This is a genomic window from Holtiella tumoricola (assembly GCF_027857615.1).
Lineage (GTDB): Bacteria > Bacillota > Clostridia > Lachnospirales > Cellulosilyticaceae > Holtiella > Holtiella tumoricola.
This window is the reverse complement of record NZ_JAQIFT010000059.1, coordinates 1-24,124: the sequence shown is the minus strand read 5'-3', so window position 1 is coordinate 24,124 and position 24,124 is coordinate 1. Positions and strand designations below refer to the sequence as shown.

Genomic DNA, 24,124 nt, shown 5'->3' with positions numbered 1-24,124 from the left:
AGATCCTCCTTTCACAATTTCACACCTTTAACTAAATACTAATGTTTTAACTACAACAGGTAAGACACTTCCTTCAGCAATAGGGCTACCAATATCAATATAATCACCATTATCTAGCTTTACGCTATCTAAGCAGATCACATCTTTTTTGTACTGGAGTAAGTTGTACATACTTTGTCCTAAAGCTTTTGCCATATCTTCTTCCACAATAATAATGAGCGGTAATTCACGTTCAATCAGTTCTTGCATACCTCTTACTAATCCTCTTGCATAAGTTTGTATATCATTAAAACTTGGATTAGCTTTACCTTGTAGCGCTACTGCTACACGTTGTAAGTCTCCCTCTAACTTAAACCAGTCTAGTTTTTTGTGTAAAGCATGTACTAATGCTTCTTCACCTTCTGTCTCTTCATCAAGAGCTAATTTTAAAATAGGTAAGTTTTTAATTGGAAAGACATTATTGGTATACGTAATGGTACTTCCACTTATTTCTGTTGTGTGTGTCCCTGCCCCTACTACTGTCGCACGAATGGTTTCTGTGCTCCTTACAAGTTTTAGCTTTTGGCATAAAGAGGATGCTTTAATAGCTTCTCCTAATAGGATGCCAATGTCCCCGAATTTAAAATCATCGTCTATTTCCCCTTCATAATAAACATAATCAGCCACACCACCAGAGAAAGAAATACATTCTATAGGCACACTAAGTTCAATATTTTTATTTGTCATAATAAAACTTAATAGATTGTCTTGCTTGCGAAGCCCTACACTTTGTTCAAGTACTTCTACCATGATCTCTAGTATAGGTTTCAAATTTTCTCTAGTAGCAATAGTGCCTATGGCAAGTCCCAAGTTTCGCTCATGAATGAGTCTTTCATATTTTGGTGCGATATACGTAATCTTATGCGTACTTGGGTCAACTTTAATGAGGCGACCGCCTACATCTAAACATCCTGTCTCTTTAACATCTCCTCTTAAAAAGACAGCTAAATTACTTGTCCCACCTCCAATGTCTATATTGACAACACTTGTACTGTGGTCCTTAGAATACAGGTGCGCCCCTGCACCTTTCCCTGAAATAATACTTTCAAGGTCTGGTCCAGCAGTAGCTACTACAAAATCTCCAGCTAAGCCACTTAATGTATTCAGTACTTCAGCGGCATTTTCTTTACGTGCTGTTTCTCCTGTAATAATGACTGCACCTGTATCAATTTTAGAGGGTTCAATACCTGCTTTTTTGTATTCACCTTCTATAATTGAACGGACTTGTGGTCCATCAATTTCATGAATTGATAGTAGAGGTGTAAAGTAAATCTCACTTCTATAGATAATTTCTTTATCTACAATAACAATGCGTGGGACTGTATAGTTTGATGCCATATTTTCTACAATTATTTTAGAAAAGATGAGCTGAGTTGTGCTGGTGCCAATATCTATACCTACACTTAAAAGTTCTTCTCTCACTCTTCCTCCTCCTTAGTAATGCACCTTATCCCTTTAATACTTCTTGTAGATACGTAAAAAGTGGCTCAATGCCTACTCCATCTACTGTATCTACTTTAAAGATGCGACTAGTACCTCCAGCCTTTAGTCCTTCTTCTACTTTGATCATTTGTTTTTCATCTGTTATAAGATTAATCTTTGTGATAATACCAATCACTTCTTTAGCAAAACTCCCTGCAAAAGCTGGTGGAATAAAATGATCATAGGCTGTTGGGTCTGCCACAAGTGCAATAATTTTTGCATCTACAGCACTCATGATTAATGCACTATAATAATGACGATTTTCTAGATATTCACCAGGTGTATCAATTGCATTCTCATAGAGTTCTACAGCTTGAGTCTTTTTATACTTTATTTCTAATTCATTAAGTTTTTGACAAAGTGTTGTTTTGCCACACCCTGTCTTACCAATAAAAATAATACGCTTCATTTTTAAGTCCTTGTTATATTCGTAGGTGTAAAACCTAGTATATTTTCGAGTACACGTAAAATATCGTTCATAGCAGCTTCTACAGAACCTACATCACCAGAAAATACAAGTGCACCACTAAAACGGTCTATAAATCCTATCCGTATATCTGAAGCTTTTGTGGCTACATCTGCAGCTATAATCGCACCTTCACTTGGTGTAATGGTTAAAATGCCTATAGCTTCTATATTTTCATCTATGAGTCCTAGTTTTTTATAGATCTCATCTGTTGGATGTGCAATGACATGAGCCAATGTAACTTGTTTCCCTGGTACAAATTCTTGAATAATACGCTGTTTGGGTTCAAATTCCATTTTCTAACTCCTAACTTGTAATTTGATGAATAATTTCTAAAACATCTCCTGTTGTCGCTACACGTGGATTGGTTAGTATACATGCGTCTTCTAAAGCACCTTTTGCAATATCTTGTTTAAATTCTTGAATACTTTCAGTTGTAACATTACATTCCTTTAGACTCATTGGCATTTTCATTAACTTTTGAAGCTTAATAATTTCAGCCACAAAGTTCTTTACAAGTGCACGTGTATTAACACCTTGTATACCAATAAGCTTTGCAAGATTTGCATATTTCTTAGCTGCTACTGTATACTCTTTAGGGTTAAATCCATCAATATGTGCGTTGAATTCAATCACATAAGGTAATAAGAGTGCATTGGTACGTCCATGAGGTATATGCAACTTCCCACCAATATTATGAGCAATTGCATGATTGATCCCAAGAGAAGCTAGATTAAAAGCAATACCAGCTAAACATGATGCATTATGCATTTTTTCTTTTGCTTCCATGTCCTCTGCACTTTCATAGGAACGTCTTAAATACTCAAAAACAAGTTCTACAGCTTTTTCAGCTAATGCATCAGAAAAATCTGTTGCTTTTGTTGAAACATAAGCTTCAACTGCATGTGTTAATACATCCATACCTGTATCTGCTACAATAGCCGCTGGTACACTCTTTACAAGTTCAGGTTCTAAAATAGCTACATCTGGTAAAAGGCTATCTGATACAAGAGGATATTTGACACCTTTTTGTTGGTCAGTAATCACTGCAAATGAGGTTACTTCAGAACCTGTTCCACTTGTTGTTGGAATCGCGATAAAACGCATATCATTTAGATTTCCAATTTTCTTAGAGAAATCCATAATAGCTTTTGCTGCATCTATAGATGATCCTCCACCTAATGCAATCATTGTATTCGGTTTAAAACCTAGTACTGCTTCTACACCTTTTGTAACAAGTTCCATTGGCGGGTCTGGTACAACTTCACTAAACACCTCATAATTCCCGTCCTGCAAACGTTCAGTTATTTTATTAATCATTCCAGACTTAACCATAAAAGGATCTGTTACGATGAATACTCTTTTACCTTTCAAGCTCTCTAAATATTCTAATGCCCCTTTGCCAAATTTAATTTTGGTTGTAATTTCAAAAGTCTCCATGTTCATCATCCTTAATGTGTTTAATTATAAGAAATCATCTTCTTCTAATTCATTAGTGTACAAATCATCTAATGTAAGTCCTAATTCACTACACATTTCTAAATGAGAGCCATAGTGGGTATCCAGCATCTCTTGATAATAATCATGTATTTTAGGCATAATTTCACCTCCTTTGGTTAGTATGTCACTTTTTAGAAAAATATACCTAAAAAAGTGATTTAATGACATTTTTTATTTTTCACATATAACCTTGTTAGTTTCTTACTAGAATGGATTTTATATACTTCATTTTTCTTATTTTCTCATTAATATAAAAAATAGGTGAATAAAAGGCTACTAAATCTTTTAGTTTAGTAGCCTTTTATTCACCTATTTTATTGAACAGTTTCTTCTTTTATATATTTACGCCAACATCTTGAAACACAACGTCCACAGCGTATACATTTGATCTGATTAATACTATAAGGATTGCCCCGACTGATGCAATGAACGGGACATACCTTCTTGCATGCCCCACATCCATTACACCTTGCATCTATACGATAGTGCTTATTCTGCATCAAAATCTACATGAATGATGCCATCTGGTGTATTAATATTGATATAAGCTAAGTTAAATTCATCATCCATAATATCAATTTTATATTCAAAGAAAACATCATCTTCTACCTTAGACATAAAGATATAAGAACCATTTTCTTTGCCTTCAATCTCATCACAAATCTCATCATAGATGGCCATCCCATTCACAGCACCATCATATCCCGCTGCTTTAATTTTTTGTTCTATTGCTTCATAAATGGCTTCCATAGTCCACCTCTTTCTTATTCATTTCAACAATAGTCTACTTCTAACCCTTAAGTCTTGTCAACACTCTTTAATATTCATTTTCAGTTTTTCCTCAAGACTTCGTCACTTGTCCATCACATTTCATCTTTATTCTTTCTATATAACACGCTAAGGAGGAATTTTTGTGAAAAATAAAAACTGGCTTAAAATCATTCTAGATTGTATCATGGCTATTCTTTTAATACTTATGTATAACAAACGTGTCATTAGCATGTCTTTCCATGAAGTTGGAGGACTCTTTGTCTGTGGTCTTTTTATTATACATACATTTATCAATTGGAAATGGATCAAAGGTGTTACCTCAAAACTCTTTTCAAAGCAGCTTCCTTTAAAAACTAAGATAAGTTGGATCATTAACTTCTTGCTACTCTTATGTACCCTCTTTATTGCTTTGAGCGGTATTATGATTTCTAAAACAATCTTCACCTCTATAGGTACCTCTTCGATGTTCTTTAAAATAGGTCATCAAGTCATCCCTGCCTATATGCTTATTTTAATAGGACTTCATGTAGGCTTACATTGGACATTTATAAAAGGTATGTTTAAAAAGATCATCAATCTACCAGAAGCTCTTACCAAACCACTTGGACTTCTTTGTATGATTATCCTTTTATTACTTGGTAGCTACAATATGGCAACTTCTAGTTTTGCTAAATGGATGGCTATGCCTTTCCAAATATCTACCATGTCCAAGTCTGGACAAGGTGAAAAAGGTAATCGTCCAGAAGGCGAACATAATGAAAATATGCCTTCAAAAGACAGTATCAAAGAAGATATATATCGTCAAGATGGTAAACATAGTAAAGGTGATATACCAACCAATATGGCTGATGGAAAAGGGAGTATGCCATCTCAAGGTGGGATGACAAGTACATTCTCTGTGGGACAGCTCATCAATGTGCTCTATACCTACTCTACCATTATGAGTGTTTGGGCAATTATTGCTTATTGGATTTCTAAGCTTCTTCATCAACTCCATAACAAAAATAAAATCTCTAGTTAAGCACCAGAGATTTTATTTTATATTCCATGAATTTATATTTTAAATCTACGTATACTATTTTATAAAGTTTTTAGAGGTGCTTTATGAAAAAGTTAAATGTCTTGTTATTTATTTTGTTATTGTGTTGTTCGACTTTTGTATTTGCATCATCTGCTCCTGCGGATACAAAAGCTGGTATACCCTATCCTTACACGCCTGCAGAAGGTTCTATAGAAGAACTTTATAAAGATATGCTTGTAACTACTTTAGATCCTGTGATTTCTGCTGAAATTGAAAAGCAATATGGCATGCCCTTACTTTATGGACTTTACGATGTAGATTTTCTTCACATAGACAGGGAAGCATACCGTGGTTTTTCATTTATACTTAAAGTACGTGTTAAGCCGTTTGTAGGTCCTCATAATACTATAGGTATTGATGAAATCACTTTATCCATTACACCTGCTGGAATTAAAGTAGAAAACTTTGCACATAAAAAATCCTTTGAAGTTCCTGATTATAAGAAGGATAATTATCCTAATCTTAAAATGCCACCTATTTCATAATTCCTAGCTACATTTAATTATACTAGAAAATATTCATCTATCTTACATCATATAAAAAGGGACTGTACTTAACAGTCCCTTTTATCATCTATTTAAATGTAATCTTATTAACAAACTCTTGAATACGACTATTTTCATGTGCAAAGAGTTGCTCGATTGGCCCATGTGCAAGAATTTTCCCCTCTTCTACAAAGAGATAATAGTCGGCAAAACGTCTTGCAAAGTTAAGTTCATGGGTAACAATAATCATATCAGTTTCTTCTTTCATATGCATTAATGTCATCATCACCTCATAAGCTAACTCTGGATCTAATGCACTTGTTGGTTCATCTAGCATTAAAAGCTTTGCACCTGTAATCAATGCTCTTACAATAGCTGCCCTTTGTGCTTGTCCACCACTTAACTGATGCACTTTTTTATCTTTATGTTCTAATATACCTACTTTATTTAACCATTTTTCGGCAAGAGTTGTAGCTTCTTTTTCATCCATTTGATACGTATAGATTAGATGAATGGTCACATTTTGTAATACTGTTAAATTAGGAAAAAGATTATCATGTTGAAAAACAAAGCCTATTTCATGAAGATAGCTTTTAGGATCTTTTAATCCTACAATCTCTATTCCGTTTACTTTTAAAGAACCACTATCCGCTATTTCGATAGTCCCAAGAAGTTTAAGTAAGGTACTTTTCCCTCCACCACTTGGTCCAACAATAGCAAGGGTATGGATATCTTTTAAATCCAATGTATCAATATGAATGGCAGACTCTTTCTCATACGTTTTAATTAAATTTTGTATTTCTATATTCATCTTTGCACCACCTTTTTATTAAGCCAGTTTGCACAGATACTAAGTGGAATAGTAATAGCTAAATAACCTATTGCAAGTAATACATAGCCTGTTACAAACTCTAATGTTTTGGAGTTAAATAAGTTAATCATTTGCGTAAATTCTGGTACTGAAATCAATGAAAGAAGGGCTGTACTTTTCACCAATAACGCAAAGTGACTTGTAAGCGTTGGTAATGTTACTTTAATCATTTGAGGTAGAATAATTTTTATCATACAAATGTGCTTTGGTAAACCTAAAATATGCATCATCTTAAATTGCTGAGATGAAATATCTTTATAAGCCCCTTCAAATGTTTTTGCAAAGTAGCAAGACATATACAAAGATAAAATCAATGTTCCACCAACAAGTGGATTACGAATCCCTATTGCAGACGTTAAGAAGAAATAAAGCACAATAATATGCACCATAAGTGGTACACCTAAAGCAATTTGTGTAAAGCAAGTATAAAAATAGTTCAGCCATTTATGCTTAGAAATACTCATTGCAAATAATAAGCCACTAAAAACTAAACTTAGTATAAGTGAAATGATACTAATCCCTATTGTATAGAAATAGCCTTGTCCCAATAACCCTACATATTGTCCTAAAATGATACTATTAAATTTGAAATCTGGGTTTTTATAAATCACTAGCAAAAAGATCATATTAAAAATTGTAAAAACAACTAATAGATCCCATATTTTCTTTAATGTTTTTTCTTTCATACCTTCCTCCTAGAAGAAGTATTTAAGTCCATAAGACTCATACTTTTCTACATCCTCTTTTAAATATTTTTCACGCATTTCATCATAGAAGCCTTCTTCTTTAATCTCCATTAATGCTTGATTAATGGCTTGTTGTAAAGCTGTTTCACCTTTACGCATGCCTACACCCCAACCTTTTGTTCCTGGTAGAGGATTTAAGTTCAACTTAATTTGGCTTAGATTTTTAGAACTTTCAATAAGACTTAATGGATCATAAATAAACGCTGTACTTTGTCCACCGTTTACATCTAAAAGCCCTGCTGATACTTCTGTAAAACTTTTAATTTTAGCATCTGGCAAATTATTCATTGCCCACATCTCACCAATAGTTCCTTGCTTAACTGCAACTGTTACATCACTTCTATTTAAATCCTCATAACTATTCACATCTGAACCTTTATAAATCGCTAATGCAATATCAGAAGATGCATATTCCTCTGAGAAATCTATAGTCTCTAGACGTTCCTCGGTAATACTCATTGAGGAAATAATCAAATCAATATTTTGTGTTTGAAGTGCTGGTATGAGCCCTACCCAATCTAAACTTCTAATCTCTATATGCTTTCCTAATTTTTCACCAAGCTTTTGTGCAAGTTCTACGGATACGCCCATAGGATTCCCATTAGCATCTACAGTCTCAAAAGGTGGGAATTTAAGCTCCATACCTACAATAAGTGTATCTTTATCCAGTGTAGTCGTTCCTTCCTTATGACGGGTTAATACATAAGTGTTAATTGCCACTAAAAACACAAGTAGCAAAGCAATCCTTATTTGATATTTTCTCTTATTCACGCTCTAGTCCTCCTTGTTGGCACGTTAAATTTTCGTACATCTTTATTAAGACTTTTCTAAAAAGAATCAGTTCTTCTTCTGTAATATCTTGATAAAGCTGTCTAAAAACGCTTTCTGTTATATGATTAAAGATAGGCTTTAACGCCTTCCCTTTCTCCGTAAGTCTGATTGGATTTGCTCTTTTATCTTGAATATCTGCCACTCGTTCGACATACCCCATCGCTATAAGTTTTTTCACTAGGGTTGTAACAGTAGAAGGATCTTTGTTAATTTTCTTAGCCAATTCTTTCATAGTTTGAGTTTCATGCTGAAAAAGATGTACCATAATATCTCCATGAGAAGGCACAATACCTTCTACTCCTTCACGCACTAAAGCTTCTGTAATATAACGTTGTATCGCATGTCTTACCTGACTAATAAGACGTAATGTATTATCCATTTTAATTCCTCCATCACAAAATACTTGGACATCAAAACTTATATTACTTGGATACCCAATTATTGTCAAGTTTTTGTTCTGATTTTGCTCCGTACTTTATCCCCCAAGATGCTCATACCACCTTTTCTACCCTTATCTTCAAGATAAATTGCTTATTTATAAAAAATCCCCCTTAGATTGTAAGCCTATCTAAGGGGAATCTTTTAATCTATTTTTTTCTTTTCTTCTTTCTTACTTTGTCTTGCTGTGTAAATTACATAGATAATAATAATCGTTAAGTAAGGAAGCATTTGAATAAATTCTATTGGTAAACTAAAGCCTTGTAAGTAATTGGATAAACTCTCACTAAATCCAAAGAGCATAGATGTAAAGAGTCCAACGATGGTGTTTCCTGCTGCCATTGCTTGTGTTGCAAGAGCTACGTAACCACGTCCTGCAGTCATTCCTGCAGAGAAGAGCTTAACATATCCCATAGATAAGAAAGCACCACCAAGGGCTGCTAAGATCCCACTAAGTGTTAAGGCGATATAGCGCATTTTATTTACAGAAATCCCTACTGACTCTGCTGCTTCTGGAGATTCTCCTACTGCACGAATACGCATCCCAAGAGTTGTGTACTTAAACATTGCCCAAATAGCTACTACTAGAATCAATCCGATATACGTTAAAATGTGGTGTCCTGATAAGATGCCACCAATGACAGGTATATCTTTGATAATAGGAATTTCTATACTTGGTAATACAAGAGAATTTAAAGAAGTTGAAGCGCCTTTATCTCCTGTTAAAAGGTAAAGTCCAAATACTGTACCACCGGATGCCATTAAGTTTAAGGCAATCCCTGAAATAATAATATTTGATTTTAGCTTAAGTGCAAAGTAGGCTAAAATATTACTCATAATGACTCCCATAAGTACAGCTCCAAATAAACCTACCCATGCATTTTGAGTGAGTGCACTCACTACAACGCCCATAAAAGCTGATGCAAGCATTGTTCCTTCTAAAGCAATATTACTTGCTCCAGAACGTGAAGCAATAATTGCCCCTAGCGTTGTAAGAAGTACTGGAGTGGTCGAACGTAACATAGCAAAATAAAAATCTTGGTTGGTAAAAATATCAAGTAAATCGTTCATGTCCGCCTCCTTATGATGAATAATTTTCTAGTGCTTTTTTAGATTCTTGACGCTGTTTAACAACATAGAGGAATCGCTCCGCTGTAATCAATAAGATAATGATTCCTTGAATAATGGCAATAAGCTCATTAGGTACGTCACTCTTTCTAGACATAATATCTGCACCTACACGGATATAAGCTAAAAAGAAGGCTGCAAACGGTACAAACTTTGGATTGTTACCCGCAAGTATAGCAATAATAACGCCATCCCAAGCATACGTCGGTGCATCTGCCCAACCAAATCGTGTATACATTCCTAGTTTTTCACTAGCACCGCCCATACCTGCAATGGCACCTGCTAACATTTGTGTCATAATAATGACTTTAGCTGTATTAATTCCTGTATGCTTAGCAAATTCTAAGTTACTTCCTACAAGGCGAATTTCATACCCCCACTTTGTCTTATACACAAAAATATAAAGAAGAATCCCTACAATAAGCATTAAAACAAATCCCCAATGGAGACGTGTACCTTCTACAATCTTACCAAGACTTGCAGTCTTTTCAAATTTCAAAGATGCAAAGTTTCCTGCTTGGCGGTCAATGATAAAACGGTTTACCACATAAAGACCTGAGTAGAAACATACATAGTTTAGCATGAGAGAAGTTACAAGTTCATTAGACTTATACTTTACTTTTAATAGTGCTGGAATTGCACCAATTAAACCACCTACTACTGCTGCTACTGCAATAGCTACAATAGGATGAATCCCTGCAGGTAGTGGTAGCTTAATAGCAATAACTGAAGCTACAACCGCCCCTAAATATAATGAACCATCTGCTATCATTGAAAAGTTGCCTGATTGATAAATTAAGCTTAGTGCAAAACCTGTAAAGGCAAGTGGTGTTGCCATTTCTAATACATTAAAGAAGTGACGCTTTGAACCAAGTGGGCCTGTAAATAACGCACTTAGTGCCTCTACTGGTGTCTCACTGACTAAGAAAACAATTGCTGTAGATATAGCAAGTGCAATGGCAATTGCTACAGACAGTCTTAGTGCATTAAAACTATTTTTGTCAAACCAATTTTTTATATTACTCACTGTATGCACCTCCAATAATTTCTGGTGCATCTACTCTAACACCTAACATATAAAGTCCTAAATCATTTTCTGTTACATTTTTTACATCTTCAATGTAACCTACGATCTTACCTTCATTCATAACAATAATTGTATCACTTAGTGATAAAACTTCACCTAAGTCTGCAGATACAAGTAAGATTGCTTTTTTTCTAGCACGTAACTCAATAATTTTGTGACGAATAAACTCAATGGCGCCTACATCAATCCCACGTGTTGGCTGATTAATAATGAAGAGCTCTGGATCGTATACATATTCACGCCCAACAATAAGCTTTTGAATATTTCCTCCAGAAAGTTCTTTAATACTTTGTTTACTTGAACTATGCTTTACCTTAAAATCTAAAAGAATCCTATCTGTAAAAGCTTTAATTTTTTTAGCATCTAACAAGCCAAATTTACTCACTTCATTTGTACGATAGACTTTTGAGATGGCATTATCCTCTAAAGATAATTTAGGTGCTGCTCCAAATACCATACGATCTTCAGATACATGAGATAAACCAACTTGTTGACGCTTTAAGATATTCATATGAGAAATATCTTCACCTTTAAGTGTAATCATTCCTTGATCTTGTTTTAAGCTTCCAACGATTGTTTCAATAAGTTCTGACTGACCATTGCCATCAATCCCTGCAATACCAAGTATTTGTCCTTCTTTTACACTAAAAGAAATATGGTCTACCTTTTTCTTTCCAAATTTGTTTGTATACGTTAAGTCCTTAACATTTAAAACGCTTTTTCCAAACTTAGATTCTTCCTTTGGAATATCTAAGCTGACATCACGCCCTACCATAAGACGTGAAATCTCTTGTTCTGTTAAGTCACTCACCGGATGTGTCCCCATTGTTTTACCATCACGTAAAACAGTTAGACGGTCACTTAAAGCTTTTACTTCATTTAACTTATGTGAAATAAAGATAATCGTATGTCCTTTTTCACGAAGTAATTTAAGCTGTTCAAAAAGTTCATCTGTTTCTTGTGGTGTTAAAACAGCTGTTGGCTCATCTAAAATAAGAATTTTAGCACCTCTATAAAGCGCTTTTAAAATTTCTAATTTTTGTTTCATTGCCAGGGAAATATTGGCTACTAACTCTGTTGCATTCACTTCTAAGTTATAACGTTTTGAAAGTTCTTCCGTAATTGCAATAGCTTGTTTACGGTTAATGATGCCTGCCTTTTTAGGTTCATGTCCAAGGACTAAATTCTCCGCAACAGTAAGAGATGGCACCAACATAAAATGTTGATGAACCATCCCAATTCCCTTTTCTATCGCTTGTTTTGAGGAAGTAAAGTGCACTTCCTCACCTTTTACATAGATTTTACCGCTTGTAGGTGCGTTCATTCCAAATAGCATTTTCATTAAAGTTGATTTTCCTGCACCATTCTCTCCAATAAGTGCGTGAATTTCACCTTCTTCAATACTAATATTTACCTCATGATTTGCAACTACTCCACCTGGGTAAACTTTAGTTAAGTCTTTCACTTCTAGTATTATTGGCTTTTTCATTTCATTCACCCCTATGCTTTGTAGTATACCTTCTTACTTATTGTACACTTTTGATAATTGCTTGTAAGTCTTCTTGAGACATACCTAGTGCTGTTTTAAGTTCTACTTCTCCATTAAGTAAAGCTTGCTCTACTTCTTCTACTTGTGTACGAATAGCTTCTGTTACAACAGCTTCATAGATTGCATTATTTGCAAGCCCTACAGCTTGATCTTTAAGCCCTAACTCTTCGTGTGCACCAAATGTTAAACCATCTTGAAGATATAATTCTACACCACGTGCAATCGATGTATCTAAGCGTTTAAGTGCTGAAGAAATGATATGGTTTGCTTCTTCTTTACCTTCATAAGCTAAAGCTTGATCTGAGTCTACACCGATAACATATTTTTTAGCTGATGATGCTGCTTCGATTGTACCTGTTGAAGCTGGACCTGCCGCTACGAATACAACATCTACACCTTTTGCATATTGTGCAAGTGTTAATTCTTTTGCTTTTGCTGTATCTGTGAATGAACCTACATAAGAAACTTCTACTTTCATTTCTTGATCAATAAATTGTGCACCTTGGATATACCCTACTAAGAAGTCATTGATAACTGGTGATGTATCACGTGCACCAACGAAACCAATTTTTTTGTCTGCATTAGCAAATTCCATATCTGAAGTTGTTGCAAGTGCAGCAAGTGCACCAGCTAAGAAACCAGCTTCATTTTGTTTATAACTCATTGAATATACGTTGTTTAAGTCATATTCATCATAAGCTACATCTGTATCAAACACGATGTATTTTTTGTCTTGGTATAAAGGTGCATTGTTTTCGATATGTTCTTTCATATCCCATGGACCTGTTACGATAATATCTGTATCTGATTCTGATACGTCAATAAGTGCTGGTTCAAATTTTGTTTTATCAAAACCAATTTCAATGGTTTCTGTTTCAACTTGATCACCAAATTCTGCTTTAATTTTCTCCATACCTGCTTGAGCTGAATCGTTGAATGCTTTATCTCCTAGAGAACCTGTTACTAAAAGGGTTACTTTTACTTTTTCACCTGTAGCTTCTTGACTTTCACCTGCTGGTGTTGTCCCTTCACCACTGCTACATCCGACAAGTGTTGTTACCATCATCATACCTGCTAATAATAAACTACCAAATTTTCTGTTTAACATTTTGTGTCCTCCAGTTTATACATTCTAGTTTGATTTAAGTTTTCTAATGTTTTAAGATATTCATCTCTTGTAAAAATTGGCTTAAAGTTTTCTTTAATCTCATAAACCTTTTGCCCTTTATCACTTAATAAGTCTACAATCGTACCAATGAAATAGTGAATTGGAATATTGTAAGCCATATTAGCATCTTCTGTTTGGAAATCCTTGCCGTGCATTGTTCCTACAAATCCACCTGTTCCAATTTCAACAGTTGGAATAATCATAGAAATATCTCCCATGTCACCAGAAGCAAATCCATGCCCATCTCTTAAAATACGTTCTGCCTGAATATAGTGACGCATATTATCTTCAACTACTTTAGTCAGGTTACGATCTTGTCTTAATGGGAAGTAACCAGGTGTATCTGTAATTTCTACATCACATCCTATAGCAAGACCACCCGCTCTTAGAGCACGGTCTACTTTCTCATTGGCATTCATAATCGCCTCTACAGATTTTCCACGTATGTACATATCTAATGTAGTACGCTCCGGAATGGTATTAACAGATTGTCCACCTTCAACAAGCATAAAGTGTACACGAATGGCATCTTCTTCTTTAAATGTTTCCCTTAAGAAGTTAATCCCTGTCATTGCTAAGTTCGCTGCATTTAAAGCATTAATTCCTTGTGATGGATTAGCACCTGCATGAGCTGCCTTACCATGGAATACTGCACGTTTTTTAATAAATCCATTTAATGTTGCATCTATTTCTGCATCATATGGCATGCCTGTTCCAAGTGTATGACAAGATAGAACTAAATCTACATCTTCAAATACACCCAAATGAATCATTTCTTGTTTTCCAGATGCATATTTGATTTTACCTTGTGCCATGAGCTCATGACGATAATCAAAGTCTACAAACTCTTCTGCTGGTGTTCCAATAAAGCTCACTTTACCGCCTAATGCTTCCACAATGCCTGCTTCTTTAATGGTTCCGAGTACACCTAACATAACACCTATTTGTGCGTAATGCCCACATGTATGTGCACCGTTGTCTTGTGGATTGCAGTAAGGATGTCCATTAGTTGGTACTGCATCTAAATCGCATACTAAACCAATATGTGGACCTTCCTTTCCACTATCTATTGTTGCGATAATCCCTGTATAAGCAACTTCTTTTGTATAAGGAATATTGTAAGCTTCTAAAAACTTTATAATTTCTCCTACTGTTCTTACTTCTTTATAACCTAATTCTGGATTTTTAAAAATTTCTTCAGCTATATCAACTACTTTTTCAATAATCGGCATAGCTACTTGTTTTGCATTTGTTTTCATGTCAAATCTCCTTCTAAGTCTCCTATGCTAAATGCTTTTTCCGAACTTTCATCACTTCTAAGACAATAATATTCGATTTTTATATTATAGGCAATACCTTTTTGTGCTCTTACAAAAAGTTCCTTTTTTATACATTTTAGTTATTTTTTAAGAATAATATAATTCTTTTATTTCTTATCTTTATTGTTTGTCTATTTCCAAACAATAAAAAACCAACAACTTCTCTTACCTCAAAAGAAATTGTTGGTTTTAGTCTTATATCATTAAAGCCTTTAAACATTCGCCGTCTAATGTGTAAACTTCTAACTTCCTATTTTCATAAAGTGCATAAGTTGCTGGACGCCCTTCTTTCGGTAAGCTAATAGAGCCCGGATTGCATTGAATAACGCCTTCCTTTTCTTCTATTTCCCAAAGATGTGTATGTCCATAAAGGAATACATCTCCTTGATTTAATACAGGAAGCTGTTCTGGGCTATAGTGATGTCCATGGGTCGCAAAAAGTTTAATGCCTTGGTCCATAATGATTGTATACTCAGCAAGACATGGGAAGTTTAGCACCATTTGATCTACTGTTGCATCACAGTTTCCTCCCACACATACAATTTTATTTTTATAAGTATTAAGAAGTTCTACCACTTCTTTTGGATTATGCCCTTCTGGCAGAGGATTACGTGGGCCGTGATACAATACATCACCTAATATAAGCATTAGATCACAATTTTTTTCTTCAAAAATCTCTAACATTCTTTTGGTACAGCTACTTGATCCGTGTATATCTGAAAAAATTAAGTATTTCATTGATTTCTCCCTTCAATTCTTTATTTACTTGCTCATCAACTTATTGTGTACTAACCAGTCTAGTGACGCCCTTAAGGCTTGTTCATCAGATACTTCTAAACTCCAATGTGCATGAGGTGCCTTTTCTTTTAATAATTTCAAAATCATTTCCATAGGAATCGTACCTTCTAATAATCCACCATGGGCATCACGACTTTTATCATTATTATGGAGATGAACATAACCTATACGTTCCCCTAATGCTTCTATCCATTCTTCTATTGGGTAAGGACTATAAGCATGTACATGTCCTACATCCAGGCATATTTTTAAACTAGGATGATTAATCTCATCGATTAACCGTTGCATCAACTTCCAATCTAAATCTAACACATTCTCAATATAAACTGTAAAGTCATCTGGCTTATCTTTTAAAAAGGCTCTCCAAAAATCTATTACATTCTGAAGCCAATACTGATCTGGGTAAGTATTGGGCATATATCCTGTATGGAAAATCATTTGATTCACACCAAAACTTAAGGCCGCTTCATAGGCTGCTTCAAATCTTTCTTTTACCAATGCTTGTACTTTAGCATCACAACTTCCTGGTAATAAATCTAGAAATGGCCCATGAAAAGTAAGTGGTGTACCTAATGGTAGTTCTAAAAACGCCTTTTGATAATGCTTAATTGAGGTCTCTAAATCATCTAGAATATAGCCAATACTAAAACTAATCACTTCTAATCCTATAGCATACTCCTCCAGTATTTTTATCAACCTAGGTGTTTCTAATAACTGTGAAATATAGATCATATTATACCTCCATTTAAATTAAAGGTAACCTTTCTTCTTTAATCTTTTTACTTGCCTTTTCCTTTTTAGGTTTTGGAAAAGGCAACGCTTCATAAGTTACACCCATAAAGGCTCTTACAAATACTTCTTCTTCAAAATCATCTAATATAAAGTGTGGTTTTGCCCCTGGATAAGGGCTTCCCTCTATTATTTCATGATTATATTGTTCAAGTATTTGTCGACCTTCTTGTGTGGGTTTTACAAACAGTTGATCCTCACAGACTAAAGCAAAAAATTTTCCATTGCAGTATAAACCATATTCTCCGAACATTCTCTTAAAAGTAATCTCTCCTGCAACCTTTAACTTTTCACATACATACTTTACAAATTCTACAGATGAAGCCATCTACTTTCCTCCCTTCTTTAAACCTAGTAAAAATTCCCTCTTGTATATGTTCTATAATAAACCTTGTCATACTATGCGTAAAGAGGTGAATATAAAAAGAAGGTCACTACACTCGGTGTAGTAACCTTCTTCAAACTATTTAAAATTATATGCTGTAACAATGGGTTCTCTTGCTGTTTGCTGATCTTTGAAACATTCATAGGCACAAATGCCTAAAAATCCTCCTGTTACATTTACTACATTATTAAACCCTCTTTGTTGCAATGCCAATACGGCATTATAACTACGTTGACCCGTTCTACAGTGAATATATACTGGCTGATCTTGTGGGATTTCATCTAGACGTTCACGTAATTCACTCAGTGGAATATTTTGAACACCTTTTAAATGACCTAATTTGTATTCTCCAGGCTCTCTTACATCTATAAATGTTGCACCACTTTCTAAGAGTGGTCTTACATCATCCACCGAAACTTGTTTAAAGTCTCCAGCCAATAAGTTGTCTGCAATAAGCCCTGCATAATTGACAATGTCTTTTGCCGTACCAAATGAAGGTGCATAACAAAGCTCTAATTCTTTCAAATCATAGACTGTGCCACCAAACTTAATCGTTGTGGCAATGACATCAATACGTTTATCTACATTACCTTTTCCAACTGCCATAGCACCTAATACTTTACCACTTGGCACTTCAAAAAGGAGTTTGAAGTACATCGGATGACTGTCAGGCATAATCCCCACTTTATCACTTAATATAAAGTACACTTTATCATATTGAATATCTAAGTTTAAGGTCTCAATTAATCCTTCGTTAAGTCCTGTACTTGCTCCATTGTAATCAAATACTTTAATTGCAGAACTTCCTATATAGCTCTGTGGTACGACCTTTTTACCATGAATGGCATCTGCCACGAGACGTGCTTCCTTTTGTGCTGGACCAGCTAATGTTAACTTTGTCTTTTGTCCTGTTAACTCATGTGTAACTTCTATGGCATCTCCTATGGCATAAATATCTGGATCATTTGTCTCATAAAGGTCATTTACCTGAATAGAACCATTTGTACTTACTTCTAAACCTGCCACTTTAGCCAGCTCACTCTCTGCCTTAACCCCCACTGCCATAACAACTGCTTCTGCCTCTATCACTTCACCTGAACTAAGAACAACTTTTCCCTCTTCAAAATGACTTACTGGTTGCCCTAAGACTAAATGAACTTTATGGTCCATTAATACTTTATGGAAAATTTGAACAATATCTTCATGAAAAGGTCTTAAAATTTGTGTTGCCGCTTCTATAACCGTTACTTCATACCCTGCTTCTTGTAAATTTTCTGCAGCTTCTATTCCAATAAATCCACCACCAATCACAGTGATTTTTTTCACTTGGTGTGCCGATATATATGTTTTAAGCTTCTCAATATCTACCACATTACGTATAGTGAAAATAGGTAGTGTATCCATTCCTTTGAATGGCGGTACAACGGGCTTCGCACCTGGAGATAGAATAAGTTTATCATATGTTTCTGTATACTTTTCTCCTGTTACATGGTTCTTAACGGTAACTGTTTTCTCTTTACGATTAATCCCTATCACTTCCTGATTAATACGTGCGTCTATATGATATTGCTTTTTAAATTTATCTGGATTCATTAATACAAGTTTACTTGCTGGTTCAACGATTCCACTTAAATGATAAGGGAGTGCACAGTTTGAAAAAGAGACATGCGGTCCCTTCTCAAACATAATAATTTGATCTGTTTCACCTAAACGACGTAATCTTGCAGCTGCTGAAGCACCACCTGCAACACCACCTACTATGACTATTTTTTTGCTCATTCTTATTCACTCCTTTAATGTTAAAATCTTTAACCTTTTATTATTTTGTATATTTACCTCCATAAGCACCATAGCCACCTTTTACATTAATCACGTTATAACCCACCTTTTTTAAAGCAGATGTGGCACGTGCACTTCTCATACCTGATTGGCACATTAAATAATAAGTTTGATCCTTTTTTAAATACTTATCTGGATGCTCTAATAAATTTCCCATTGGAATATTCGTAGCTGTTTGGATGGTTCCAAACCCCACCTCACCTGGTTCACGTATATCTATTAAATTAATTTTTCCAATTAAATCGTCTAATTCATTTACAAAAATAGTATGATAATCTTTCTTTAAAAATGAAAACATTTTGTTTCCTCCTCTTGTATTGCTGCTCTAATGTAACCTTAATATATCTTCATTATAACGCCATTTATAAATGTTGTATGTGACACAGTCACTAAGTTCTATTGAAGGCTAGCATAAAAACTTTTTTCCTTTTATACTATATCTATAAAAAGAAGAAAGGTAGGCCTATTATGATTTCTCAAGAAGATCAAAGTTTTTTAGTTCAACATTTAAGTTTTTGGGAGCATCTCACTCCTAGCCAACAAACTTTACTTTTTGAACACACCCATTTGGTTCATTTTTCAGCAGGGCAGACACTACATAGTGGTGATAAGGATTGTATCGGAATTATATTAATCAAAAACGGTTCTTTACGTACTTATATGCTTTCCGAAAAAGGTAAAGATATTACACTCTATCGCCTTTTTGGAGGTGATTTATGTACCCTTTCTGCTTCATGTATTTTAAATCATATTACTTTCGATGTGCATATTGATGCAGAAGAAGATACAGAGGCCCTACTCATTCATACTTCTATTTTCTCTCAACTTATTAAAGAAAATATCTATGTTGAAAACTTTTCTAACAAAACCACTGTGGAACGTTTTTCAGATGTGATGTGGGCTATGGAACAAATGCTCTTTATGAGTTTTGATGAACGCTTAGCACTCTTTTTACTTGATGAATCTGCAAAATGTGGATGTCCTACTTTAAAGTTTACCCATGAACAGATTGCTAAATATATTGGCAGTGCAAGAGAAGTTGTTTCTAGAATGTTAAAATACTTTGAGCAAGAAGGACTTGTAAAACTCTCTCGTGGTGGTGTAACTATTACAGATAAAGCTGCTCTTAAACAACGCTTTTTCACACATTAATCTTACGATAAGCAAAAGGAGTTTAGTAATCACTACGATTACTAAACTCCTTTTAATTTTTATTTTTTGTAAAGGGATGAAGTGGAAGGCTTACTGCAATCAACATAAATAAGATGCCTACCCCAAGTAATCCACTATACCCTATGCTAAATACTGATGGGAATTGGTCTGATATATTAAACCATGTAAGTTTACCTAAACTCATTGTATCAAATAATCCCATATTTTTGAGTGGCCCATAGCTTATTGAAAATACAAATGCACCTATGAGTCCCCCTAATACTGCTACAATCGCTTTTTTGAATCCGCCACTAGAGGTAGCTACTACACAAGTTCCTGGACATGTTCCTAGTCCACCAAAACCTATACCAAAAATGAGACCACCAATAACGACGCCTAAATGTGTAGATTTAATACTTAAATGAGAAGGATCAAAAATCCCTACTAAACTTGCAATAGAAAGAAGAACACTTGCAAATCCTATTGCAAAGAAAATAATTTTCATTAAGCTTAAGTCTTGAAAACGTAACATGCTTAAAAGTTTTTGTGGATGAGATGCACCAACATAATAAAGTACAGCGCCGAATAATCCTCCTAAAATAACTCCAAAAAAGATATTCATCTTATCGCCCTACCTTTCTTTTATTGTACGCATCCACAAGTAAAGCTGTTGGAATGGCTACTGCAAATACAGCACCAGCAAAAATATAACCACTTACACTACCTTGCATCATACCACTCATCATATGTCCACTTGTACAACCATCTGCCATTCTAGCGCCAAATAAGATTAAAAAACCACCTATAAAACTTGGTAAATAGTATCTTATAAAACTTTGTTTTGAACCTGGAATATTTTGCTTTTCTCCTACGTTTGCCATATGTGAAGGTTGCTTCTTACGATTAAGAAGATAAGCCATATAAGCCCCTAATGGCATGGCTAATACAAAGACAAAATCATAGTTCCAAGGATTTTTGATATGCCCTGCTAATTTTCCTTCACTCTTGTCATAGTAGGCATTACTACTTTTATAACCACTTTCACGAGTAGGGTCTGCTGTAATCACATTGGGCTCTATGGTACTATGCACCATACCACTTAATACACTAAATTGTGTTGAAACACCTACTGGTTTCATAATAAAAATTGCTAAGAAAAAAACAAGTCCTAATAAAAGGGCATTTTTTAGCCAACTGGAATCTTTCATTTAACATTCACTCCTTTAAATTTTATCCTAGTTTTATTATGCCCTTATTTTATCATTCATTCTGTAACTACATCACAATTCCTATTTATCTAAATAAATAAATTCAGACCTGACTCTTCTGCTGCTCCTAAGTAGGATGCTACTCCACCAATTTCTACCCCCTCAATAAACTCTTCTTTTTTAATACCCATTAAGTCCATACTCATGGCACAAGCAACTACTTTTACACCCATTTTAATAGCATTTTCAATTAATGTATCTAAGCTATCTACATTGTGTTTTTTCATAATCTGCTTGATCATAGCTGGTCCCATACCTCCCATATTCATTTTAGAAAGGCCTAATTTATCTGTATGACTAGGCAACATCATATCAAACATTTTTTCCATTGTATCTTTTTGCACTTTAGGTCTATCTTTACTTTTTAAAATACTAAGTCCCCAGAAAGTAAAGAACATAGTCACTTCTTTTCCCATAGAAGCTGCACCTGTTGCAATAATAAAAGAAGCTATGGCTTTATCCAAGTCTCCACTAAATACAACAAGTGTAGCACCATTTTTATCATTTCTTGCTACTGAACAAGATAGTGCCTCTGTTTTTTGTGCGCCTTTTTGAATCGTGGCTACAAAAGCTTTACGTTCCTTTACATACTCCGCCTTTAAAAGTGTATGATGGGTTTTTTCACACCACGCACCAATATCTTTTGAAAAGCCCGGATCACTCGCACTTACTTCTAAAATTTCTCCTTCTTCCATGGTATTCATCTGCTCAAATACTTTACGGATAGGTCCTGGGCATTGTAAGCCACAAGCATTCAATTGATACTTTGCTTCCATAGTTACATTCTCCTTTACATGCTCAACTTGACTTGGTGGATTGTTTTTTTCTTTTATTTGTTGTGCGTTGTAATCTTTTTCTCCACGTTGCATATATAAATAGGTTTTAATACCGCCATCAATATTTTTGCACTTAAATCCATATTGACTTAATAATCTACACCCTACATAACCTCTTTGCCCAACTTGGCAAGTAACATAAATGATTCTATCTTTTGGAAGCTCTTCCATACGTTCACGAACTTGCCCCAGCGGCATATGAATTGCATCTGGTACTTCACCCGTTGCAAGTTCAAATTCTTCTCTAACGTCTAAAATAACACCTCCATTTTTCACAGCTTCATCTATTTCATCCCATTGTATAACTTCTACTAATCCATCTAAAATATTGCTCCCATAATACCCCATCATATTGACAGGATCTTTAGCTGAATTATAAGGTGGTGCATAACATGGTTCTACATCTTGTAAATCATAAACTGTAAATCCAGCTTTAATAGCTGTTGCTAGTACATCAATACGCTTTTCTACACCTTCCATCCCTACACCCTGAGCACCTAAAACACGCCCCGTTTCTTTATCAAAGAGAAGTTTAAAAGCAATTGGGAAAGAACCTGGGTAGTAACCTGCATGAGAACCTGGATGAATGTGTAGTGCTTGATAATTTTTCCCTAGACGTTTTAATGTTTTTTCGTTATTGCCTGTTGTAGCAACTGTGTAATCAAAAACTTTGGCTACTGATGAGCCCAGTGTTCCTTTATAACGTTCCTTACGTCCACATAAGTTATTTGCAACAATATGTCCTTGTCTATTGGCTGGCCATGCTAATGGAATCATCACTTGTTCTCCACTTACAAAGTCATTTACTGCAACTGCATCACCTAGTGCATAGATTGACTCATCTGATGTTTGCATATAGTCATTGACAAGAATTGACCCACGTGGTGTCACTTCAAGTCCAGCTTCTTTTGCAAGACTCGTTTCCGGTGTTACACCAATAGAAAGAATAATAAAATCTGTTTCTATTACTTCACCATTTTGTAAAATAATCTTATTTCCTTCATCTTCAAATTCTTTTACACCGTTACTTAGAATAAGATGTACACCTTTATCTATTAAATGAGAGTGAATGATACTTACCATTTCAGGGTCTAATGGCGCCATAACCTGATTACTTGCTTCAACAAGTGTTAACTCTACCCCCAACTCATGTAAGTTTTCTAACATTTCAAGCCCTATAAAGCCACCACCGATTACAGTAGCTCGTTTAGGTTTTTCTTTTTCAATATAGGCCTTAATTGCATCTGTATCTGGTATATTTCTTAATGTAAATAAATTCTTACAGGCCTCTATACCTGGAATCTTTGGAACAATAGGATGAGCACCTGGAGAAAGTACTAATTGGTCATAACTTTCTTCATAACTTTCACCTGATTGAAGATTTTTTGCAACGATCTTTTTACCTACTCGGTCAATGCTGACCACTTCAGTTAATGCACGTATATCTAAATTAAATTTATGGCTCATTTCTTCTACACTTTGTAAAATAAGCTGACTACGTTCACCAATAACATCACCGATATAATAAGGTAATCCACAGTTTGCAAAAGAAATATATTCACCTTTTTCAAATATAATGATTTCTATAGACTCATCTAATCTTCTAAGTCGAGCAGCAGTAGATGCACCACCTGCTACACCACCCACAATAATGACCTTTTTGCCCATATTTTCACTCCTATTCTTTATTATAACGTTACTTAAACGCTTATATTTGTATTGCTATTTCTTCAACTTTTTAATTTAAATGTATATCCCTATTTTAGCCATTTTTATTTTTATTTTCTGTGATTAAGTTACATTCAACACGTTTTCTCTGTAACTTAATTACAGAATTTCATCCATTTATCATCTATACTTGCCTTATTCCATTTTCAGACATTCAAAAGGAGCATTTCTATGTTACAGACATTAACTTTCCCATTAATAGGCGGCCTACTTGGTTTGGGCTATTATAAACTTATTGGCTGCTCCTCAGGTAGCTGTCCTATTACTTCTAGCCCTTATGCCTCTATTCTTTATGGCATCTTTCTAGGCATACTTCTAGCTGCTTAATAACTAAAAGGCAAGACTCTATTTAAGAGTCTTGCCTTTTA

General features: G+C 34.8%; 28 protein-coding genes. 4 read left to right on the top strand and 24 right to left on the bottom strand.

Going from position 1 to position 24,124, the window contains the following annotated elements; all coding sequences use genetic code 11:
* Window positions 1-27 precede the first annotated feature (27 nt).
* The 7 genes from eutA to PBV87_RS16335 all read right to left on the bottom strand — a co-directional run bounded on the left by eutA (window position 28) and on the right by PBV87_RS16335 (window position 4,237).
* Window positions 28-1,461 carry an ethanolamine ammonia-lyase reactivating factor EutA gene (gene eutA / locus PBV87_RS16365; RefSeq protein WP_053984057.1) on the bottom strand — a complete coding sequence of 478 codons (1,434 nt, stop codon included), beginning with the start codon at window positions 1,459-1,461 and terminating at the stop codon, window positions 28-30.
* A 25-nt stretch (window positions 1,462-1,486) separates the two neighbouring features.
* The gene (locus PBV87_RS16360) at window positions 1,487-1,930 is read right to left on the bottom strand and encodes a EutP/PduV family microcompartment system protein (RefSeq protein WP_271012980.1); all 444 of its coding nucleotides are present in this window, start codon (window positions 1,928-1,930) and stop codon (window positions 1,487-1,489) included.
* 2 nt (window positions 1,931-1,932) lie between these two features.
* Window positions 1,933-2,283: an ethanolamine utilization microcompartment protein EutS gene (gene eutS, locus PBV87_RS16355; protein ID WP_053984059.1), complete on the bottom strand. Its 351-nt coding sequence runs from the start codon at window positions 2,281-2,283 to the stop codon at window positions 1,933-1,935.
* A 10-nt stretch (window positions 2,284-2,293) separates the two neighbouring features.
* On the bottom strand, window positions 2,294-3,427 hold the full coding sequence (locus tag PBV87_RS16350; RefSeq protein ID WP_053984060.1) for a 1-propanol dehydrogenase PduQ: 1,134 nt from the start codon (window positions 3,425-3,427) through the stop codon (window positions 2,294-2,296).
* A 24-nt stretch (window positions 3,428-3,451) separates the two neighbouring features.
* Window positions 3,452-3,586, bottom strand: a complete 135-nt coding sequence (locus PBV87_RS16345; RefSeq protein ID WP_271012979.1) for a hypothetical protein — start codon at window positions 3,584-3,586, stop codon at window positions 3,452-3,454.
* Window positions 3,587-3,801: 215 nt separating this feature from the next.
* A complete protein-coding gene (locus tag PBV87_RS16340) occupies window positions 3,802-3,987 on the bottom strand; it encodes a 4Fe-4S binding protein (protein WP_082238709.1) in 186 nt (61 codons plus the stop codon).
* Window positions 3,977-4,237, bottom strand: coding sequence for a hypothetical protein (locus tag PBV87_RS16335; RefSeq protein WP_053984061.1), 261 nt, complete (start codon window positions 4,235-4,237; stop codon window positions 3,977-3,979). The genes PBV87_RS16340 and PBV87_RS16335 overlap by 11 nt, the downstream gene beginning before the upstream one ends.
* Before the next feature lie 163 nt (window positions 4,238-4,400).
* Here PBV87_RS16335 and PBV87_RS16330 point away from each other — a divergent pair, with 163 nt between their 5' ends.
* On the top strand, window positions 4,401-5,279 hold the full coding sequence (locus tag PBV87_RS16330) for a DUF4405 domain-containing protein (protein ID WP_271012978.1): 879 nt from the start codon (window positions 4,401-4,403) through the stop codon (window positions 5,277-5,279).
* A gap of 83 nt (window positions 5,280-5,362) precedes the next feature.
* Complete coding sequence (locus PBV87_RS16325; RefSeq protein WP_271012977.1) at window positions 5,363-5,824, top strand: DUF3888 domain-containing protein; 462 nt, start codon at window positions 5,363-5,365, stop codon at window positions 5,822-5,824.
* An 88-nt stretch (window positions 5,825-5,912) separates the two neighbouring features.
* On the opposite strand, the gene PBV87_RS16320 is transcribed toward PBV87_RS16325, so the two are convergent.
* The 14 genes from PBV87_RS16320 to PBV87_RS16255 form a co-directional block, all read right to left on the bottom strand.
* The gene (locus PBV87_RS16320) at window positions 5,913-6,635 is read right to left on the bottom strand and encodes an amino acid ABC transporter ATP-binding protein (RefSeq protein WP_271012976.1); all 723 of its coding nucleotides are present in this window, start codon (window positions 6,633-6,635) and stop codon (window positions 5,913-5,915) included.
* The gene (locus PBV87_RS16315; RefSeq protein WP_271012975.1) at window positions 6,632-7,381 is read right to left on the bottom strand and encodes an ABC transporter permease subunit; all 750 of its coding nucleotides are present in this window, start codon (window positions 7,379-7,381) and stop codon (window positions 6,632-6,634) included. The genes PBV87_RS16320 and PBV87_RS16315 overlap by 4 nt, the downstream gene beginning before the upstream one ends.
* Before the next feature lie 9 nt (window positions 7,382-7,390).
* Window positions 7,391-8,212 carry a transporter substrate-binding domain-containing protein gene (locus PBV87_RS16310; RefSeq protein ID WP_271012974.1) on the bottom strand — a complete coding sequence of 274 codons (822 nt, stop codon included), beginning with the start codon at window positions 8,210-8,212 and terminating at the stop codon, window positions 7,391-7,393.
* The gene (locus PBV87_RS16305; RefSeq protein ID WP_053984067.1) at window positions 8,205-8,651 is read right to left on the bottom strand and encodes a MarR family winged helix-turn-helix transcriptional regulator; all 447 of its coding nucleotides are present in this window, start codon (window positions 8,649-8,651) and stop codon (window positions 8,205-8,207) included. Before PBV87_RS16305 ends, PBV87_RS16310 begins: the two co-directional genes overlap by 8 nt.
* Before the next feature lie 203 nt (window positions 8,652-8,854).
* The gene (locus PBV87_RS16300) at window positions 8,855-9,781 is read right to left on the bottom strand and encodes an ABC transporter permease (RefSeq protein ID WP_053984068.1); all 927 of its coding nucleotides are present in this window, start codon (window positions 9,779-9,781) and stop codon (window positions 8,855-8,857) included.
* A gap of 10 nt (window positions 9,782-9,791) precedes the next feature.
* Window positions 9,792-10,865: an ABC transporter permease gene (locus PBV87_RS16295; protein WP_242847658.1), complete on the bottom strand. Its 1,074-nt coding sequence runs from the start codon at window positions 10,863-10,865 to the stop codon at window positions 9,792-9,794.
* Window positions 10,858-12,414, bottom strand: a complete 1,557-nt coding sequence (locus PBV87_RS16290) for an ABC transporter ATP-binding protein (protein ID WP_271012973.1) — start codon at window positions 12,412-12,414, stop codon at window positions 10,858-10,860. The genes PBV87_RS16295 and PBV87_RS16290 overlap by 8 nt, the downstream gene beginning before the upstream one ends.
* Before the next feature lie 37 nt (window positions 12,415-12,451).
* A complete protein-coding gene (locus PBV87_RS16285) occupies window positions 12,452-13,582 on the bottom strand; it encodes a BMP family ABC transporter substrate-binding protein (RefSeq protein WP_271012972.1) in 1,131 nt (376 codons plus the stop codon).
* Window positions 13,576-14,901 (bottom strand): amidohydrolase, encoded by a 1,326-nt coding sequence (locus PBV87_RS16280; protein ID WP_271012971.1) that lies wholly within the window; start codon window positions 14,899-14,901, stop codon window positions 13,576-13,578. The genes PBV87_RS16285 and PBV87_RS16280 overlap by 7 nt, the downstream gene beginning before the upstream one ends.
* 255 nt (window positions 14,902-15,156) lie before the next feature.
* On the bottom strand, window positions 15,157-15,699 hold the full coding sequence (gene yfcE, locus PBV87_RS16275) for a phosphodiesterase (protein WP_053984072.1): 543 nt from the start codon (window positions 15,697-15,699) through the stop codon (window positions 15,157-15,159).
* Between the two features lie 24 nt (window positions 15,700-15,723).
* Entirely contained in the window at window positions 15,724-16,491 is a 768-nt protein-coding gene (locus tag PBV87_RS16270) for a sugar phosphate isomerase/epimerase family protein (RefSeq protein WP_271012970.1), read from the bottom strand.
* Window positions 16,492-16,504: 13 nt separating this feature from the next.
* On the bottom strand, window positions 16,505-16,876 hold the full coding sequence (locus PBV87_RS16265) for a TfoX/Sxy family protein (RefSeq protein WP_271012969.1): 372 nt from the start codon (window positions 16,874-16,876) through the stop codon (window positions 16,505-16,507).
* A 135-nt stretch (window positions 16,877-17,011) separates the two neighbouring features.
* Entirely contained in the window at window positions 17,012-18,712 is a 1,701-nt protein-coding gene (locus tag PBV87_RS16260) for an FAD-dependent oxidoreductase (protein WP_271012968.1), read from the bottom strand.
* A 40-nt stretch (window positions 18,713-18,752) separates the two neighbouring features.
* Complete coding sequence (locus PBV87_RS16255; protein ID WP_271012967.1) at window positions 18,753-19,070, bottom strand: rhodanese-like domain-containing protein; 318 nt, start codon at window positions 19,068-19,070, stop codon at window positions 18,753-18,755.
* A 170-nt stretch (window positions 19,071-19,240) separates the two neighbouring features.
* Between PBV87_RS16255 and PBV87_RS16250 the strand changes: the two genes are divergently transcribed.
* Window positions 19,241-19,924, top strand: a complete 684-nt coding sequence (locus PBV87_RS16250) for a Crp/Fnr family transcriptional regulator (protein ID WP_271012966.1) — start codon at window positions 19,241-19,243, stop codon at window positions 19,922-19,924.
* A gap of 52 nt (window positions 19,925-19,976) precedes the next feature.
* Here PBV87_RS16250 and PBV87_RS16245 read toward each other — a convergent pair whose 3' ends face one another.
* The 3 genes from PBV87_RS16245 to PBV87_RS16235 all read right to left on the bottom strand — a co-directional run bounded on the left by PBV87_RS16245 (window position 19,977) and on the right by PBV87_RS16235 (window position 23,696).
* Complete coding sequence (locus PBV87_RS16245) at window positions 19,977-20,546, bottom strand: YeeE/YedE thiosulfate transporter family protein (RefSeq protein WP_271012965.1); 570 nt, start codon at window positions 20,544-20,546, stop codon at window positions 19,977-19,979.
* A gap of 1 nt (window position 20,547) precedes the next feature.
* Window positions 20,548-21,132, bottom strand: coding sequence for a YeeE/YedE thiosulfate transporter family protein (locus PBV87_RS16240; RefSeq protein WP_271012964.1), 585 nt, complete (start codon window positions 21,130-21,132; stop codon window positions 20,548-20,550).
* 89 nt (window positions 21,133-21,221) lie between these two features.
* Entirely contained in the window at window positions 21,222-23,696 is a 2,475-nt protein-coding gene (locus tag PBV87_RS16235; RefSeq protein ID WP_271012963.1) for a CoA-disulfide reductase, read from the bottom strand.
* A gap of 231 nt (window positions 23,697-23,927) precedes the next feature.
* Between PBV87_RS16235 and PBV87_RS16230 the strand changes: the two genes are divergently transcribed.
* Window positions 23,928-24,083 (top strand): DUF6132 family protein, encoded by a 156-nt coding sequence (locus PBV87_RS16230; protein ID WP_154668813.1) that lies wholly within the window; start codon window positions 23,928-23,930, stop codon window positions 24,081-24,083.
* The last annotated feature ends 41 nt before the right edge of the window (window positions 24,084-24,124 follow it).